Below are 16,181 nucleotides of genomic sequence, written 5' to 3'. Positions count from 1 at the left end.
AGATGTTTGGGTTTAGCCCAGAGAGATCAGACTGCGGGTGCCTTGGCGGCGACCCAGGATGTTCAGCAAATTGTTCAGCGCTGGTTCGTGGCCTTCTTGCGCACTGGCCTCGCCCGTGAAACGCAGCCGGGCACCCACCCATTGGCCTTGCCCGCTGATGAGCAACGGCCCTTGCAGGGTGCTCAGTTGCAGGCTGGGGGTGGGCGTTCCCTCGGGTGTGCCACGAATTTGCAGTTGGTAGCTGCCCATTGGCTTGATGGGGCTCAGGCGCGAAGACAGGTTTTGCACATGCAATTGCGCCAGGCCTTTCATTTGCATTCGACCTTGCGCCCAATGCAACGCCAGTGATTGGGTCTTCAGCTGCAACTGGCCATCGGGTTGCAAGCTGTTCCAGGGCGCCCCCAAACCGGTCAGCAAGCCGGCAGGCCACTGAGAGTTGAGGTCGCTGGATTGCAGCTGCCAGGTTGACCAACCGGCTTGCACCTGCAAACGGGCGGCTTGGGCCATGCAGCAGTCGGCCAGCCAGGTCATGTTCAGGCCAGTCCAGCCGGGTGTCAGCTCCCAATGCAGTCGGCCGGGCAGGGCTTGTGGGTCGCGGCTGCCGGTGCCGCCAGTCAGCGCGAGTTGGGCAGAGCCTGCCCACACCGTGCCACGAGGATCGAGCCACTGCACCTGGCCCTGGCTGGCCTGTGCCACGCCCCAGGCCAGCCAACGGGCAGGTGCCCAGACCAGCAGGGCCACGCCAATGCCCAGCAAGGCGCCCCATGCGGCATGGCCCCAGGCCGGGCGAGCAGCCCCCTGGGCTGAACGTGCTCTGGCAACGTTGTGCTGGCGGCTTGGGGCCATTACCTTATGGGGTGTCAAGGTTTTCATGGCAATCGCAGCACCAGGCTGCCGCGCAAAACGACGTCGTTGAGTGGGGCGTTTTGAAGGGCGCTGATGTCGGTCTTGTCGACGGGCTTGGGGGTTTTATTCGCTTGGGCCGCAACCTGTGCCGCAGCCTGTGGCGCGCCGTGCTGCAACTGGGCCTGAACAGGCAGGGCCAAAGCCCTTTCACGAGCCATGCTGAGCCAGCGCGCCAAAGCCTCGGGCGTGGTGGCGTCAAGGCTCAGGGTGGCCCGTTCGCCTTGCACGCTGATTTTGGCGCGGGGACCCAACGTAGACAGGCTTTTTTCGAGCCACTGAACCGACTCGGTGCGGCTGATTGGGTTGGGCTTTTGCAAGCCTTTGGCTTGTGCCTGCAGTTGTCGCATGGCCTGGGTTTGTGCGTCCAGGTGGGCTTGTTGTGCGGGCGCTTCTTGCCAAGTGCGCAGTGCCGGCGCCAATGCCAGGTTCCAGGTGGTGGCCAGTAGCAAAACCACAGCCGCCATGCTCAATAGCCTTTTTTCGCGCAGGCTGCGTTGTTGCCAGGCCAGCTGCCAAGCCGCGCGCAGGGGGTGCAAGGGAGACGGTGTGCTCATGGCTTGGCCTGTGCAGTGGGGGCAATGGACACCAACCAGGCGTCACCTTCGGCGCGCCAGCGGTAGCCCAGCGACTGCAGGGTTTGTTGCAGCTTTTGCTGCTCTGCGTTGCTTGGCTTGAAGCCTTGCAGGCGCAATTGACCGGGCTGGTAAGTCCATTCGCGCGGTGCAGCCAGGCCTGCGGGCATGGCTTGCCCCAGGCTGCCCAGCATCGACTCCAGGTCACTGGGGGTGAGTTGGCCCGATGCCTGGCGCAGCCGCTCGACTTCTCGCGCCATTTGCAAAGGGGCATCGACCACCACTTGGGTTTGTGGAAAGGCTTCACGCAGCATGACTGCCCAGCTTTCTTGCTGGGTTTGCCAGTCGGCGCGTGTCTTCCAGGCCCAGGCATTGAGCCCGACCAACTGGCTGGCCAGCAACAGCCAAAGGCCCCAACGTGCGGGGCGCCACGCAGGGCTGTGCCAAAAGGTGCTGACAGCGCGCTGGCCGTTTTTGATGTGGCGCGAACGGGCATTGGCGCGCAAGTCAAATTGTGCCAAATCCCAGTCAGCGGCCATGGCCGCGACCCAATGCTGGCCAGGGGCGATCAGCCGTGCTGTTTCACCCATCAATTCGGAGGTCAGAGCCACCACGCCCGGCTCGGCCTGGATGTCGGTGCTTTGGCGGTCTTCGGCCGTCAGCCCCAGTGCTTTGTCGGGGCTTTGCGAACGCAGTGCCTGCATGGGTTGTCCCCAAACACCTCGCTCGGGATGGCTCACCCACAGCCAGCCGGCGTCGGCTTCGCCCAAGCCGGTCACTTGCAGTTGGGCGGCAAACGCCAGGGCAGAAGAAGGGTTGAATTCGGGCACGATGCGGTGCACGCTCAGCCCAACTTGCTCCAGGGCCTGAAGGTGCGCGTCGAGCCATTGGCGGTGGCACACGGCCACCCAGGGCCGGGCTGTGGTTTTCCAGTCGGGTTGCAGGGCCATGTGCAATTGCGCAGGGTCGTCCAGCAAGCGGTCTTCCAGCAAGCCTTGCAAGGCCGATTGCAGTTTTGTAGATTGCGCCTGCAGCCCAGGCGGCAAGTCGACACGGTGCCATGAGAGGGCCATGGCAGGCAGCAAGGCCAGCACTTCGGTTTGCCGGTTGGTCGCGGGCAGCAGACTCGCACAGGCCCATTGCATGGACAAGTTTTCGGCGCTGGACTCGGTCTGCACCACTGCGTGGGGATACGACAGGGTGGGGCTGGGCAGGCCAAGTGGCAGTTGAATGATCAGGGTGCGCATGAGCAGTTCATTGTAGAGGGGCTTGCAGGCGCTGTTGAGGGCTAGCAACCCGCCACACCATGCGCACCTGGCTGCCGTCACGGCGCACCAAAGCCCGCTCTTGTTGCACCACGTTGTCAATGCGCATGCGCCCATGAAATTCAAAATAACGGCTCTGAACACTGTGCTGCTTGTCGTCCAGCTGGCGGCCTGCAGCACCCAGTGCCTCACGGGCTGCATTGAGGCTGGGCCAATGGCCACGCTGGCGCAGGTCAATGGCCTGGCGAGCCGACGCCAGGTCCAACCCGGGCAAGCTGGCTGACAGCACTTCGGCCGAGGCGGTGTTCAGGTTGACGGGCGTAGCCTCGGGCAGCACGGTGATGTGGTCCTGCAAATTTGCCAAGGTGCGGGCACTCAGACCCAGCCAACGCAATTGGGCGGTTTGTTGTGGCATCAAAGGGGGGCTGCCTGCGGCAGAAGGGCTGTTTGCAGCACCTTCTGCCGAGGCTTGCGCAGTGGCTTGCAGTTGAGTGGCCAGGCTTTGTAACTCGCTCAAGGGCAGGTTGAGCCGTTCAAACAAGGCCGCAAACCGGGCCAGCGCCTTGGGCGAGACCTTTTTGTCTTCCAGCAGGTTCATGACATTCATGCGCGATTGCGCATCGGTGATCTGGCCCGACAAAAAGACTTCGGCATCGCCCTCTTGCCACTGCTGGTCTTGTGACAAGAAGGTCGACAGTTTGGACTCTTGCACCTCCAGGGCCCAGGGCTCGCCCAAATGGTCAACCGCCGCGCCTTGGGACGAAACGGCGTCTTCACGCAAGATCAGGCGGGCCCAGTCCATCGCGCCGGTCATCATCCAGCGGGTCTGGCTGCGGCCGCGTTCGGCGGTTTCGATTTCGACTTGCCGCCATTGTTGCCAAAGCGCCGCACTGGCCAGCGTGGTGACCAGGGCCACGGTGAGCATGGCTGTGAGCAAGGCCGCGCCGTGCTGACGTCGCCGCGTTGGCGGGCTACAGGTCTTGTTCATGAAGGCGCACCCGACAAGGTGGGGCGCACCCAGTCCATGCTCAAAGTGCCAGCGCCTGCTGGCCCGGGCGGCAAGCTCAACACCAGGCGGACGCCATCGGGGGTGCTGCCGCTTTGCGTGCTGCTGTTGGCGTTGTTGCTTGGCGGGGTGTTGCCTGTCCCCGGTGTCACGACATCGCTCGACAAGGGGTTGGTCCAGGCGCCACCGCGGTGCACAAACAATTGCCAGGTTGCCAAAGGGTGAATTTGCACTTGCCCGGCACGGGTGGCATCGTCTGGCGTCTGGCTCCATCGCTGCGCCAAGGCCCAGGCGATTTGCCAATCCTGGCGTTGCGTCAAGGGGGCCGATTGCCAGCGTTGCCAGTCGCCGCCACCAGGGCGACCCGCGTCGATGCGCCAGGTCCAGGCGACCACCCGCACACTGGGCGCGCCCATGCTGACAACGGTGCCACTGTCGCCGGTGGGCGGGGTCTCTGCGCTTCGGCGTGTCAGGCGCAGCACCTTGCCGTCCCAGTCCCAGCTGGGGGTGCTCGGCAACTCGGCCAGTTGGTCCAGATCGGTTTGCCATTGGGCCAGGCCCGCTTGCAAGGTGAGAATTTCATCTGAGCGCGATTGCAAACTGCTTTGCGTGCGCAGCATGCCGTCCAGACCGCGCCATGACATCAGGGCCATCAAGGCCATCACGCTGATCGCCACCAGCACCTCGATCAAGGTGAAGCCGTGCGTTTTAAAGGCAGGGCGTGCTGGCATCAGTTGCGCCCCATCACGGTGGACAACTGCAGCACGTAGTCGCCCTGGCTGAGCACCCGCGCATCGACCCGCCTGAAATTCGGGTTGGGCGTGGGCCGAACCGACACATCGACCTGCAGCAGCCGCCCGGCCTGCGTGCATTCGACCGTGGTGTTGCCCGTGTCGGGCAATTGACGGCGCAGCCGCAAGGCGATCAGTTCGTTTTCGGCACAAATTTGTCCCAGCATGCTCACCGTCTGGCGTTCGGCATTGCGGCTGAGTGATCCAGTGGCTTGCAGCCCTGCCATCAGCGCAAGTGCCGTGATGCCGAGCGCGACAAGGACTTCGATCAATGTGAAGCCGCCTGCTTTGCGAGCGGTGCTGGTCGCGTGACAGGCTGGGTGGGGCCGCATCAGTTGCTTCCGGTTGCTTCCCGCGTGGCTTGCACCTTGAAAGGCCGCAAACCATCGGTGACCACCCAGATTTGCCGGTCTGGCCGTGTGCTGCTCGACAAAGCCAATGCTTGGGGGCCAATCAAGGGTTCGGGCCCTAACAGAAGGGTGCTTCCTGCTGCTGCGCGGGTGGTCTCCTGCAGCCAGTTTTGCGGCAAGCCGGGTGGCGGCAAACCCTCAAACACAAAGCCTTGGGAATTTTCGCGAGACAGCGTTCGCCAGAGCACCGGCAGGCCACTGGCACGGGCTTGGGCGCGGCCAGTTTCGAGCAGCGCCGCCAGCCGATGGGCATCGCGATCTAGGGCACTTTCTGCACTGTCACGCAACGACAAGCTCACGCCAGCAGTGGCCACCGCGATCAGGGCGACCACCACCAAAAGCTCCAGCAAAGTGAAGCCGCTCACCTGCGCGCTGAGCTGTTTATTGCCAGCTGCCGATGTCCGCATTGTTGCCCTCGCCGCCGGCTTGGCCGTCAGCACCAAAGGACAGCACATCGACCTCGCCCTTGATGCCGGGGTTCATGTACTGGTAAGCGCGGCCCCAGGGGTCATTGGGCAGTTTGTCCAGGTAAGGCTTCCAGTTGCCAGGCACGGGCTCGGTGGTGGGCTTGAGCATCAGGGCGTTCAGGCCTTGCTCGCCGGAGGGAAAGCGCTGGTTGTCCAATTTGTACAGCTTGAGTGCTTGCATCAAATTGCCCACATCGGTGCGGGCTGCGGTGGTGCGGGCGTCGTCTGCACGGCCCAGCACATTGGGCACGATGAGTGCGGCCAACACCCCGATGATGGCCAGCACCACCATGAGTTCGATCAGGGTAAAGCCACGTTGGCGACGGGTTGGGGCTTGAGCGTTGATTTGCATAGGGTCGATCATAATCTGCCCATGAACAGCAACGCTACATTGAAAACAAGCCACTGGCCCAGTGGGCTGGCCGCCTGTGCCTGGGCCCTGGCGGCTGCCAGCGCGGTGTATTGGGGCTTGCAATGGGCCACGCCCCAGACGGCTCAGTCAGCCACCAACCTTTCGACGGCCCCTGAAAGTCGGCCAGGAGCTGCCCCGGCCATGGCGCGCGCTCTGGGCCAAATCGCTGCCCAAGAGGGGCCAAAGGCCCAAACCAACAGCCAGTTCAAGCTACTGGGCGTCATTGCCTCAAGCTCTGGCCAGGGCAGCGCCCTGATCGCCACCGATGATGGCCAGCCACCCAAAGCCTATCGCGTCGGCCAAGCCGTGCAAGACGGTTTGACCCTCGTGTCTTTGACCCCCAGACAGGCCAGGCTGCAGTCATCCAGCGCCGAGGTGTTGCTGGAATTGCCCGACCCAGATAAGCCTTAAGCAGTTGATGATTTTGTTGGCGTCCTCAGATCTGGACGCCCTCTTGCATTAAAAATGCTTTCATCACGGAAACAAAGCTTTTTGACCATCGACTGAACAGAAAAGCACCCAAAATCACGTATTGGATACTTGTTGCGCGCTGAGTTGTCTGAACTTAAGCGCATCAACTCCGCAAAAACAAACGATAAACCGGGTTTTCTGTCTCTTCTGCGTGCGGATACCCCAGCGCTTGCAAGAACTTGTCAAAGGCTTTGTCGTCCTTGGGCGGCACTTGCAAACCCACCAAAATGCGGCCGTAGTCAGCGCCCTGGTTGCGGTAGTGGAACAGGCTGATGTTCCAGCCTGGGCGCATCAGGCTCAAGAACTTCAGCAGTGCGCCCGGACGCTCCGGGAATTCAAAGCGCATCAGGCGTTCGTCTTGTGACAGCGACGAGTGCCCGCCCACCATGTGGCGGATGTGCTCTTTGGCCAGTTCGTCATGCGTCAGATCGAGCGCCGAAAACTTGTGTTTGTTGAAGTTGGCGGTGATCTTGCTGCTCTCACCTTTGCCGTGGGTGCTCAGGCCCAAAAATACGTGGGCTTGGTCCGAGTCGCTCATGCGGTAGTTGAATTCGGTCACGTTGCGCGGGCCGCCAGGCAGGCTGCCAATCAGCTCCAGAAAGCGCTTGAAGCTGCCGCGTTCTTCGGGAATGGTCACCGCAAACAGCGCTTCTTTTTCTTCGCCCACCTCGGCCCGCTCGGCCACAAAGCGCAGGCGGTCAAAGTTCATGTTGGCACCGCACAGAATGGCGGCATAGGTCTGGCCCTTTGTCTTGTGCGTAGCCACGTACTGCTTGATGGCGGCCACCCCCAGTGCGCCCGCGGGCTCGACGATCGAGCGGGTGTCCACAAAGACGTCCTTGATGGCTGCGCACACCGCGTCGGTGTCCACCGTCATGAACTCATCCACCAGATTGCTTGCGACACGAAAGGTTTCTTCGCCCACCAGCTTCACGGCCGTGCCATCCGAGAACAGGCCCACATCGGGCAAGCTCACGCGTTTTTTGGCCGCGACCGACTGGATCATGGCCTGCGAGTCGTTCATCTGCACGCCGATCACCTTGACACCCGGGCGCACCGCCTTGATGTAGTTGGCCACGCCGCTGATCAAGCCGCCACCGCCAATGGCCACAAACACCGCATCCAGCGGGCCTTGGTGCTGGCGCAGTATCTCCATGGCAATGGTGCCCTGGCCGGCGATCACTTCGGGGTCGTCAAAGGGGTGGACAAAAGTGAGGCCCTGTTTTTTTTGCAGGCTCAAGGCATGGTCGTAGGCGTCGGAGTAGCTGTCGCCAAACAGCGCCACCTCACCGCCCAGACCTTTGACGGCGTCAATCTTGACCTGAGGCGTGGTGGTGGGCATCACGATCACGGCGCGTGTGCCCAGCTTGCTGGCGCTCAGCGCAACGCCCTGGGCATGGTTGCCTGCCGAGGCGCAGATGACCCCTTTTTTCAGCTGCTCGGGCGTCAGGTGCGCCATCTTGTTGTAAGCCCCGCGCAGCTTGAAACTGTGCACCGGTTGCTGGTCTTCGCGCTTGAGCAGCACCTGGTTGCCCAGGCGCCGCGACAAAATTTTGGCCGTTTCCAGGGCCGACTCTACGGCCACGTCATAGACCTTGGCGTTCAGGATCTTGATCAGGTAATCAGCAGGTTGGAGGTGTTTGGTGGTCATGTCCAGAGCGATCACGGGCAAGCCGCAACGCCTAAAAAGTGTTGCCTTGATGATAACGGCCAAAAAAAATGCCCCGAGCCTTGCGGCTTGGGGCAAATCCACCTTTTCAGAGGGTGGAGGAGACAACAGGTGCGTGCAAAAAAGCACGCTTGTTCGTAATTCTACGGGTGTTTTGTTGCATTGCAGCAAGGCAGTTGTATCAAATTGCAAAAATTTGCCAGAAAGGTCACGACACAGGCCGCTTGGGGGCATTGAAGGGCGTAGGGTGAGTCAGCAAGCGCAAGTCGGTACTCGCGTGTCTTGGGTAACATCTGCGCATCCCAGCGCACTCAAACTATTGGGCGACATCACCTACGAGGACCACAAATGGAATGCACAGTCACTTGGACCGGCGCTGCCGGCACCCGCTCAGGCATGGGTTTTTTGGCCGAAACCGGCTCGGGTCATGTCATCGCCATGGACGGCGCGCCCGATGCCGTCAAGCCTGAAAACGGCGGTCAGAACCTGGCACCTCGCCCCATGGAAACCTTGCTGGCGGGCACTGGCGGCTGCACTGCCTACGATGTGGTGCTGATCCTCAAGCGGGGCCGTCACGATGTGCGCGGCTGCAGCGTCAAGCTGACCAGTGAACGGGCCGAAGTCGACCCCAAAGTCTTCACCAAGATCAACATGCACTTCACCGTCACCGCTAAAGGCGTGCCTGCCAGCGCCGTCGAGCGCGCCATCACCATGAGCCACGAAAAATATTGCTCGGCCAGCATCATGCTGGGCAAGACGGCCGAGATCACCACCAGTTTTGAGGTGGTGGAAGCGGGCTGAAAGCCATAAGAAATGGCATTGCTTCCCATAGATTCAGTAAACATGCTTATTCAATAAGCAAGCCTTCAAACCCGGTGGGCCACTCGCGTCATCAGTTTGGCGGCCACTTGCATCAGTGATTTGATGGGGGCGGGCAGTTCTACCGCCCCAGCCTTGAGGGCCATTTGGGCGTGGGCCATTTCATCGGCCTTCATTTGGGCCACGATGGCCCGCGACGCGGTGTCTGCGGCGGGCAGACGGTCCATGTGGCTTTGCAGGTGGGCCTCGACCTGACGCTCGGTTTCCACCACAAAGCCCAGACTCACTTTGTCGCCACCAAGCTTGCCAGCCGCATAACCAATGACAAAGGAACCGGCATACCAGAGCGGGTTCAATAAGGATGGGCGGTCTTTCAGCTCGCGCAGGCGCTGCTGGGTCCAAGCCAGGTGGTCGGTTTCTTCGCGGCTGGCCTCAGCCAACTGCGCACGCAGTGCAGGGTCTTTGCAGGCCAGGGCCTGGCCGGTGTAAAGCGCCTGGGCGCACACCTCGCCCACATGGTTCACACGCATCAACGCACCCGATTCCCTTCGCTCGGCCTCGCTCATTTCCAGGCTTGCACTTTCGGCCACGGGCGTGGGGCGGCTGGCGCGTGGTTCCGCGCACAGGGTACGCAAAGCGCTGTCAGCGGCGAGGATCAAGGCATTGAGGGTCATGTAAAAACTCTGGGGTGTGGCAATGCACTATAAATGCAACCGAAAAGCCTGGGCACACCGCCCAAGCTGCCTTTTTGGGTAGTTCATATTTCACGCAATACATTTGACAGTGCCTTGAAGTTGTTGAATTTATTGAAGAAAATATGCGTTATCTGGTTTGAAAAAGTCCCGATTCGCCGTGTTTGTTGCAGCGATGCAACGAAAAAGGCCTTTATTCTTTGAATTTCTTGGAAAAGGCCTTCGGCTCTGGTGCAATAGCTCAACCTTCCGAATTTGGAGGTTGGCTAAGCGTTCAGACAGGTGGTCTTCACCTGGTGAATACGAAGCTCTTTTTTAATCTTTGGAGAAATTTGCAATGAAAAAAACTCTGATTGCTCTGGCTACATTGGCAGCCGCAACTGGCGCGATGGCTCAATCTACTGTCACTTTGTTCGGTGGCGCTGACTTGAACGTGCGTTCCGTGACTTCCGGAACCAACAAGTTCTCTGGCATGGCTCAAGACGGTATCTACTCCAGCCGTTTCGGCGTGATGGGTACCGAAGATCTGGGTGGCGGCTTGAAGGCTGGCTTCCATTTCGAAGGCGGCATGAACCCTGACGTCGGCACTTCTGCCAAATTTGACTTCCAACGCAAGTCGACCATTGGTCTGGCTGGCGGTTTCGGTGAAGTTCGTTTGGGTCGTGACTACACCCCGTTGTTTACGGTGGCTGGCATTGCTGATCCGTTCGGCACCAACGGTGTGGGTTCTTCCTACAACCTGGCCAACGCAGTTGTGAGCAGCACGGCTACTGGCGCTACTGCTGGCGGTACTTTCCGCACTGCACAAGCTGCCTCCAAGTCGGGTGCTGATGCAGCTTCCACTGTTTTGGCTGGCACTGCCTGGGCCGATGTTAACGCCGTTCGTGCTAACAACAGCGTTGCTTACTACAGCCCTTCTTTCAGTGGTTTCACTGTCAGCGGCATGTACAGCTTTGGTACTGAGAACACCAACACAGATAAAGATGTTGGCACCATGACCAGCATCAAGTTGGCTTACGCTAACGGTCCTGTCTCAGTTGCTTTCGCTAACCAAGTGACCAAAGGTGGTTTGACTGGTGCTGCAGCAGTTGCAGCAGCCTACGCTTTGCCTGCATCTACTGGCGTTTGCGCCACAGGCTCTGCCGCTGGTACTGGTGCTTTTGACGGCCTTTGCTTGGTTACCGCCACTGCCGCTGTTCAGCCTACAGAAGACCAGAAGTGGACCACCAACTTCTTGGCTGGTTCTTATGACTTGGGCGTCGCCAAGCTGTCTGCTGGTTACAAGACTGACAAGACAACTGAAGTCACTGGTACTTTGAAGTCCACCATCCTGGGCGTGACAGCTCCTATGGGCGCAGCGACTCTGAAAGCTTCTTACGTTGCACGCAAGCTGGGCAGCGCCAAAGTTGGCAACCAGATCGCCTTGGGCGCTCTGTATGACTTGAGCAAGCGCACAACTGTGTACGCTGCTTACTCTGTTCTGACCAACGAAGCTGGTTACGGCATGAACGTTGGTTCCGCTGCTGCCAGCGATTTCACTGGTGTGAAGTCCAAAGGCTTCGAAGCTGGTGTCAAGCACTCCTTCTAATTCCCCGCTGGCGCAAGCCAGTTGAGATTTAAAAGACTAAAAAACCCACCGTGGTAACACGGTGGGTTTTTTTACGTCTGCGCCCAGCATGGGCGCTCGCCTGGGGGGGGGCAAATCCTGCTGCGCGCTGGTCACTGCAAGCCACTCGGCAAGCGGCTTGTCGTAAGATGCGCCGAGGATGATAAAAGCTCATATTTATTGTTGAGGGTTTGCATGAACGGCTTGCGTGTGCTGGGTCGATGGGTGTTGGGGTGCTTGGTGGCTGGCTTGTTGGTTTTGGGGCTGACGGCTTGTGCTTTGCAACCACCGGCCGTGCCAACGGCAGCGGTGCTCAGCAAGCCTGCGGGGGGCGCTTTGCATTTCAGCCCGCAACACACGGCACAGTGGGACCCTGTGTTGCTGCCGGGCAAATTACGCACCGCCTTCAAGCTGGAAACACGCCAACAGCGTGTGGCCGTTCAGGCAGATGCCGGGGCATCGGCCAGCATGTTGCGCCAGCGACTGAGCGTGCCGCCCGATCAACTGGGGCGCCTGCGCTTTGAGTGGCAAGTGGACAGCTTGATCTCGCAAGCCGACATGGCCGAGCGCGACAGCGAAGACTCTCCGGTTCGGTTGATCCTCGCCTTTGAGGGAGACCGCAGCCAGTTTTCTGCCAAAAACGCCATGCTCAGCGACCTCACCGAAGCGCTCACCGGTGAGCCCTTGCCTTATGCCACGCTGATGTACGTCTGGTGCAACCGCCGTCCGGTCGATTCGGTCATCATGAACCCGCGCACAGACCGTGTGCGCAAACTGGTGGTGGAATCTGGCCCGGTGCACATTCAGCAGTGGCGTCGATACCAGCGCGATATCCGGGCCGATTTTGAGAAGGCGTTTGGCGAGCCACCCGGCGCATTGGTGGGCTTGGCCATCATGACCGACACCGACAACACCCAGGGCAAGGTTCGGGCCTGGTACGGCAACATTGACCTCGATTGAATGCACCCGTCTTGTGCGCGACAGGCCGTTTGGGGGAATTCCCTCTCCCCTAAGCTGGCCTGAATGATGCATAGTGATGAGCTTTAAACTTCAACCCACATACCGAGGTGACTTTGATGAAATACGCTACAAATTTGTCCGTCCGCACCACCACACTGGTGCTCGCTTTGGGTTTGGCGGGCCTGATGGGTGCTGCCACGGTGCAGGCCAAGCCTTTCAAATGGTCCAGCGCCAGCGACATCCCCACGCTTGACATCCATTCGCAAAACAACGCCTTGGGCAATGGTGTGCACGCCGCCATTTTTGACTCGCTGCTCTACTACAACAGCAAAACTTTCAAGGTGGAAGGCAAGCTGGCCACCTCGTGGAAGGAAATGTCCGGCACCCAATACCGGTTTAATTTGCGCAAAGGCGTCAAGTTCAGCGATGGTTCTGCGTTGACTGCCGACGACGTGGTGTTTTCTCTGGACCGTGCCCGCAGCAAAACCTCCAATTTCAACGTCTACACCCAGGGCTTCAGCCGCATCGTCAAGGTCGATGCCAACACGGTCGACATCATCCTCAGCGGCCCCAACCCGGTGCTGCTGAACCAGTTGACAGAGCTGCGCATCATGAGCAAGGCCTGGGCCGAAAAGAACAAGTCGGTCGAGCCCAAAGACGCCAAGGTCAAAGAAGAAAACTTTGCCCACCGCAATGCCATGGGCAGCGGCCCTTTCATGGTCAAGGAATGGCAGCCCGACCAAAAGCTGGTGCTGGTGAAAAACCCCAACTGGTGGGGCTGGTCTGAGGTGCCCAGCAACGTGACCGAAATCATTTATACCCCCATCAAGAACGAAGCCACCCGTGCTGCAGCCTTGCTCTCGGGCGAGCTGGACTTCGTGCTCGACCCCAGCCCGCAAGACCTGGGGCGCATGCGCAACAACGCCAATCTAAAAGTGGTCGACGGCATCGAGAACCGGACCATCTTTCTCGGCATGGACCAGCAGCGCGACGAATTGCCCGGCTCTAGCGTGAAGGGTAAAAACCCCCTAAAAGATGTGAAAGTGCGCAAAGCGCTTTACCAGGCCATCGACATCGACACCATCCAGCGCGTCACCATGCGTGGCTTGTCTCAAACCACGGGCGCCCTGGTGGCGCCCCAGGTGAATGGCTGGACCAAAGGGGTCGACACCCGTTTCCCATATTCCCAGGATGCCGCCAAAAAGCTGTTGGCCGAAGCCGGTTATGGCAATGGCTTTGAGGTGGACTTTGCCTGCCCCAATAACCGTTACATCAACGACGAAGAAATCTGCCAGGCCATCACGGCCATGTGGGCCAAAGTGGGCGTCAAGGCCAGACTGCGCACCATGCCGCTGGTGACTTATTTCCCCATGATCCAGCGCTACGAAGCCAGCATTTACATGCTGGGTTGGGGCGTGCCCACCTTTGACGGCCTTTACAGCCTGCAGTCTCTGGTGCGCACGGTGGGCACAGGCGGTGACGGCAATTACAACGTGGGCCGTTACAGCAACCCGCGCATGGACTACATCGTGGACCGTGTCAAAACCGAGACCGATTTGCCTGTGCGCAACCGTTTGTTGACCGAAGGCCTGCAGTTGCAAAACGACACGGTGGCGCACATTCCCCTGCACAACCAGGTCATCCCCTGGGCCATGAAGAAAAACGTCGAGGTGATTCATCGGCCTGACAACCGCCTTGACTGGTCGCTGATCAAGGTCAACTGATGCTCGCTTTCATCCTGCAGCGCCTGATTCAGGCCGTGGTCGTCATGGTCACGGTGGCTTTCATCGCCTTTTTGCTGTTTCAGTATGTGGGTGACCCGGTGGTGTTCTTGCTCGGGCAAGACGCCACCAAAGAGCAGATCGAGTTGCTCCGGTCCGACTTGGGGCTGGACCAGCCGTTTTTTGTGCAGTTCGGCCACTTTTTGTCCAACGCTGTGCAAGGCGAGTTTGGCTTGAGCTTGCGCCAGGGTGCCAAGGTGTCGCGCCTGATCGCAGAGCGCTTGCCCGCCACACTCGAGCTGGCTTTGGTGGCGGCGACGCTGGCCCTGGCCATTGGCATCCCCATGGGGGTTTATGCGGCGTTGCGCCGTGGCACCTGGGCCAGCCAGCTGATCATGACGGTCTCGCTGCTGGGCGTGTCCTTGCCGACTTTCCTGATCGGCATCTTGCTGATTTTGGTGTTCGCCGTGATGCTGGGCTGGTTTCCCAGCTTCGGCCGGGGCGATGTGGTGCAGATGGGCTGGTGGTCCAGTGGCTTGATGACGGCCAAGGGTTGGCACCACATTGTGTTGCCCGCGGTAACGCTGGCAATTTTTCAGCTGACGCTGATCATGCGGCTGGTGCGCGCCGAGATGCTCGAGGTGCTGCGCACCGATTACATCAAGTTCGCACGCGCCCGGGGCCTGTCCAACCGGACCATCCACTTTGGCCACGCGCTCAAAAACACCTTGGTGCCCGTGCTGACCATCACCGGCTTGCAGCTCGGCGGCCTGATCGCTTTTGCCATCATCACCGAGACCGTGTTCCAGTGGCCCGGTATGGGTCTGCTGTTCATCCAGGCAGTGACCTTTGCCGACATCCCGGTCATGGCTGCTTACCTCTGCCTGATTGCCTTGATTTTTGTGGTCATCAACTTGGTGGTCGACTTGCTTTATTTTGTGGTCGACCCGCGACTGCGCGTAGGCAAGCCAGGGGGGCACTGAAAATGGGCGCTTCTTTGCAATCCGTGTTGGGGCGCGGCGCTGCGTTTGCGCGCATCGCCCAGTACCATCCCGAACTCACGGCCTTTCGGCGCGACCTGCATGCGCACCCCGAATTGGGCTTTGAAGAGGTCTATACCTCGGGCCGAGTGGCCGAGGGCCTGAAGCTGTGCGGTGTGGACAGTATTCACACCGGCATCGGCAAAACCGGCGTGGTGGCTTTGGTGCACGGCGCAGGCCGTTCGGCCAGCAACCCGGGCCGCATGATCGGCCTGCGTGCCGACATGGATGCACTGCCAATGACCGAGTTCAATGAATGCACCTGGAAGTCGTCCAAACCTGGGCTGATGCACGGCTGTGGCCACGACGGCCACACCGCCATGCTGATGGGTGCAGCGCGTTATCTGGCCGAAACCCGCCGCTTTGACGGCACGGCCGTGCTGATTTTTCAGCCGGGTGAAGAAGGCTACGCCGGCGCCCGCGCCATGATGCAAGACGGCTTGTTTGAGCGCTTTCCCTGCGAAAAAGTTTTTGCCCAGCACAACTCACCTGAAACGCCTTTGGGCGTGATCGGCATCACCCCCGGCCCCATGCAGGCGGCGGTCGACCGGATCGAAATCCTCATTCGCGGCAAGGGCGGTCACGGTGCGCGCCCGCACCAGGCCATCGACCCAGTGCTGGTGGCAGGCCACATCATCACCGCTGTACAAAGCGTGGTGGCCCGCAACCTGTCGGCGTTTGACCAGGCGGTGGTCAGCATTTGCTCGATGCAAGGCGGCCACCCGGGTGCCATGAGCGTGATCCCCGGCGAGGTGACCCTGGTCGGCACCGTGCGCACTTACAGCGAAAGCGTGCAAGACCAGATCGAAGACCGCCTGCGCAACCTGTGCACCGGCATCGCCCAGGGCTTTGGTGCCTCGGCAGAACTGCATTACGAACGCACCTACCCCGCCACCGTGAACACCGTGCCCGAGGCGCAATTTGCCTGCGACGTGGCGGCGGCCCTGGTGGGCGAGGACAAGGTCTGGCGCAACATGCTGCCCAGCATGGGCGGCGAAGATTTTTCCTTCATGCTGCAGGCCAAACCCGGCGCCTATATTCGAATCGGGCAAGGCCTGCCCCACGGCCCTGGCCCGCACCCATTGCACAATAGCCGGTACGACTTCAACGACGACATCTTGCCTTTGGGCGCCGCCTTGCACGCCAGTCTGGTCGAGCAGGCTTTGCCCCTGGGCGCTGTCGCTAAACCCTAACACCCACCACTTTCAACCTCAGGAGTCTTTCATGCGAACTTCCAAACTGTCCCGTTCCCTGGTGGCTGCAGCCATCGTCTCAGCCTTGTCGCTGGGCGTGGCGCAAGCCGCCACTGTGCGCATTGCCAACCAGGGGGATGCCTTGTCGATGGACCCGCATTCGCTCAACGAGTCGCTGCAA

Annotated in this window: 17 protein-coding genes; 7 read left to right on the top strand and 10 right to left on the bottom strand. The window is 60.3% G+C overall.

Annotated elements, in window-relative coordinates:
* Positions 1-12: 12 nt before the first annotated feature.
* The 8 genes from gspN to gspG are packed head-to-tail and all read right to left on the bottom strand — an operon-like array spanning position 13 to position 5,769.
* Positions 13-873 (bottom strand): type II secretion system protein N, encoded by an 861-nt coding sequence (gene gspN, locus ACIQ3A_RS00790; RefSeq protein ID WP_396429847.1) that lies wholly within the window; start codon positions 871-873, stop codon positions 13-15.
* Positions 870-1,460 (bottom strand): type II secretion system protein GspM, encoded by a 591-nt coding sequence (gene gspM / locus ACIQ3A_RS00785; RefSeq protein ID WP_396429846.1) that lies wholly within the window; start codon positions 1,458-1,460, stop codon positions 870-872. The genes gspN and gspM overlap by 4 nt, the downstream gene beginning before the upstream one ends.
* Positions 1,457-2,725 (bottom strand): type II secretion system protein GspL, encoded by a 1,269-nt coding sequence (gene gspL / locus ACIQ3A_RS00780; RefSeq protein WP_396429845.1) that lies wholly within the window; start codon positions 2,723-2,725, stop codon positions 1,457-1,459. Before gspL ends, gspM begins: the two co-directional genes overlap by 4 nt.
* 7 nt (positions 2,726-2,732) lie before the next feature.
* Positions 2,733-3,731 carry a type II secretion system minor pseudopilin GspK gene (gene gspK / locus ACIQ3A_RS00775; RefSeq protein WP_396429844.1) on the bottom strand — a complete coding sequence of 333 codons (999 nt, stop codon included), beginning with the start codon at positions 3,729-3,731 and terminating at the stop codon, positions 2,733-2,735.
* The gene (locus ACIQ3A_RS00770) at positions 3,728-4,480 is read right to left on the bottom strand and encodes a type II secretion system protein J (protein WP_396429843.1); all 753 of its coding nucleotides are present in this window, start codon (positions 4,478-4,480) and stop codon (positions 3,728-3,730) included. The genes gspK and ACIQ3A_RS00770 overlap by 4 nt, the downstream gene beginning before the upstream one ends.
* Positions 4,480-4,872: a type II secretion system minor pseudopilin GspI gene (gspI, locus tag ACIQ3A_RS00765; protein WP_396429842.1), complete on the bottom strand. Its 393-nt coding sequence runs from the start codon at positions 4,870-4,872 to the stop codon at positions 4,480-4,482. The genes ACIQ3A_RS00770 and gspI overlap by 1 nt, the downstream gene beginning before the upstream one ends.
* On the bottom strand, positions 4,872-5,357 hold the full coding sequence (locus ACIQ3A_RS00760) for a prepilin-type N-terminal cleavage/methylation domain-containing protein (RefSeq protein ID WP_396429841.1): 486 nt from the start codon (positions 5,355-5,357) through the stop codon (positions 4,872-4,874). Before ACIQ3A_RS00760 ends, gspI begins: the two co-directional genes overlap by 1 nt.
* Positions 5,332-5,769 carry a type II secretion system major pseudopilin GspG gene (gspG, locus tag ACIQ3A_RS00755; protein WP_396429840.1) on the bottom strand — a complete coding sequence of 146 codons (438 nt, stop codon included), beginning with the start codon at positions 5,767-5,769 and terminating at the stop codon, positions 5,332-5,334. The genes ACIQ3A_RS00760 and gspG overlap by 26 nt, the downstream gene beginning before the upstream one ends.
* A 21-nt stretch (positions 5,770-5,790) precedes the next feature.
* On the opposite strand from gspG, the gene ACIQ3A_RS00750 reads away from it, so the two are divergent.
* A complete protein-coding gene (locus ACIQ3A_RS00750) occupies positions 5,791-6,240 on the top strand; it encodes a type II secretion system protein N (RefSeq protein ID WP_396429839.1) in 450 nt (149 codons plus the stop codon).
* 163 nt (positions 6,241-6,403) lie between these two features.
* On the opposite strand, the gene ilvA is transcribed toward ACIQ3A_RS00750, so the two are convergent.
* On the bottom strand, positions 6,404-7,951 hold the full coding sequence (ilvA, locus tag ACIQ3A_RS00745) for a threonine ammonia-lyase, biosynthetic (RefSeq protein WP_396429838.1): 1,548 nt from the start codon (positions 7,949-7,951) through the stop codon (positions 6,404-6,406).
* 366 nt (positions 7,952-8,317) lie between these two features.
* Between ilvA and ACIQ3A_RS00740 the strand changes: the two genes are divergently transcribed.
* Positions 8,318-8,770: an OsmC family protein gene (locus ACIQ3A_RS00740; protein WP_396429837.1), complete on the top strand. Its 453-nt coding sequence runs from the start codon at positions 8,318-8,320 to the stop codon at positions 8,768-8,770.
* 65 nt (positions 8,771-8,835) lie between these two features.
* Here the strand turns inward: ACIQ3A_RS00740 and coq7 are convergent, their stop codons facing one another.
* On the bottom strand, positions 8,836-9,462 hold the full coding sequence (coq7, locus tag ACIQ3A_RS00735) for a 2-polyprenyl-3-methyl-6-methoxy-1,4-benzoquinone monooxygenase (protein ID WP_396429836.1): 627 nt from the start codon (positions 9,460-9,462) through the stop codon (positions 8,836-8,838).
* A gap of 355 nt (positions 9,463-9,817) precedes the next feature.
* On the opposite strand from coq7, the gene ACIQ3A_RS00730 reads away from it, so the two are divergent.
* From ACIQ3A_RS00730 to ACIQ3A_RS00710, 5 genes are all read left to right on the top strand, one after another.
* Entirely contained in the window at positions 9,818-11,068 is a 1,251-nt protein-coding gene (locus ACIQ3A_RS00730; RefSeq protein ID WP_396429834.1) for a porin, read from the top strand.
* Between the two features lie 213 nt (positions 11,069-11,281).
* Positions 11,282-12,046, top strand: coding sequence for a DUF3047 domain-containing protein (locus ACIQ3A_RS00725; RefSeq protein ID WP_396429833.1), 765 nt, complete (start codon positions 11,282-11,284; stop codon positions 12,044-12,046).
* 116 nt (positions 12,047-12,162) lie between these two features.
* Positions 12,163-13,770, top strand: a complete 1,608-nt coding sequence (locus ACIQ3A_RS00720; protein ID WP_396429832.1) for an ABC transporter substrate-binding protein — start codon at positions 12,163-12,165, stop codon at positions 13,768-13,770.
* The gene (locus tag ACIQ3A_RS00715; protein WP_396429831.1) at positions 13,770-14,750 is read left to right on the top strand and encodes an ABC transporter permease; all 981 of its coding nucleotides are present in this window, start codon (positions 13,770-13,772) and stop codon (positions 14,748-14,750) included. The genes ACIQ3A_RS00720 and ACIQ3A_RS00715 overlap by 1 nt, the downstream gene beginning before the upstream one ends.
* A gap of 2 nt (positions 14,751-14,752) precedes the next feature.
* Positions 14,753-16,000 carry a M20 aminoacylase family protein gene (locus ACIQ3A_RS00710; protein ID WP_396429830.1) on the top strand — a complete coding sequence of 416 codons (1,248 nt, stop codon included), beginning with the start codon at positions 14,753-14,755 and terminating at the stop codon, positions 15,998-16,000.
* Positions 16,001-16,181 lie beyond the last annotated feature (181 nt).

This window comes from Limnohabitans sp. (assembly GCF_044361985.1).
GTDB lineage: Bacteria > Pseudomonadota > Gammaproteobacteria > Burkholderiales > Burkholderiaceae_C > Limnohabitans_A.
The sequence above is the reverse complement of the archived record's forward strand: the minus strand, read 5'-3'. Positions and strand labels throughout refer to the sequence as shown.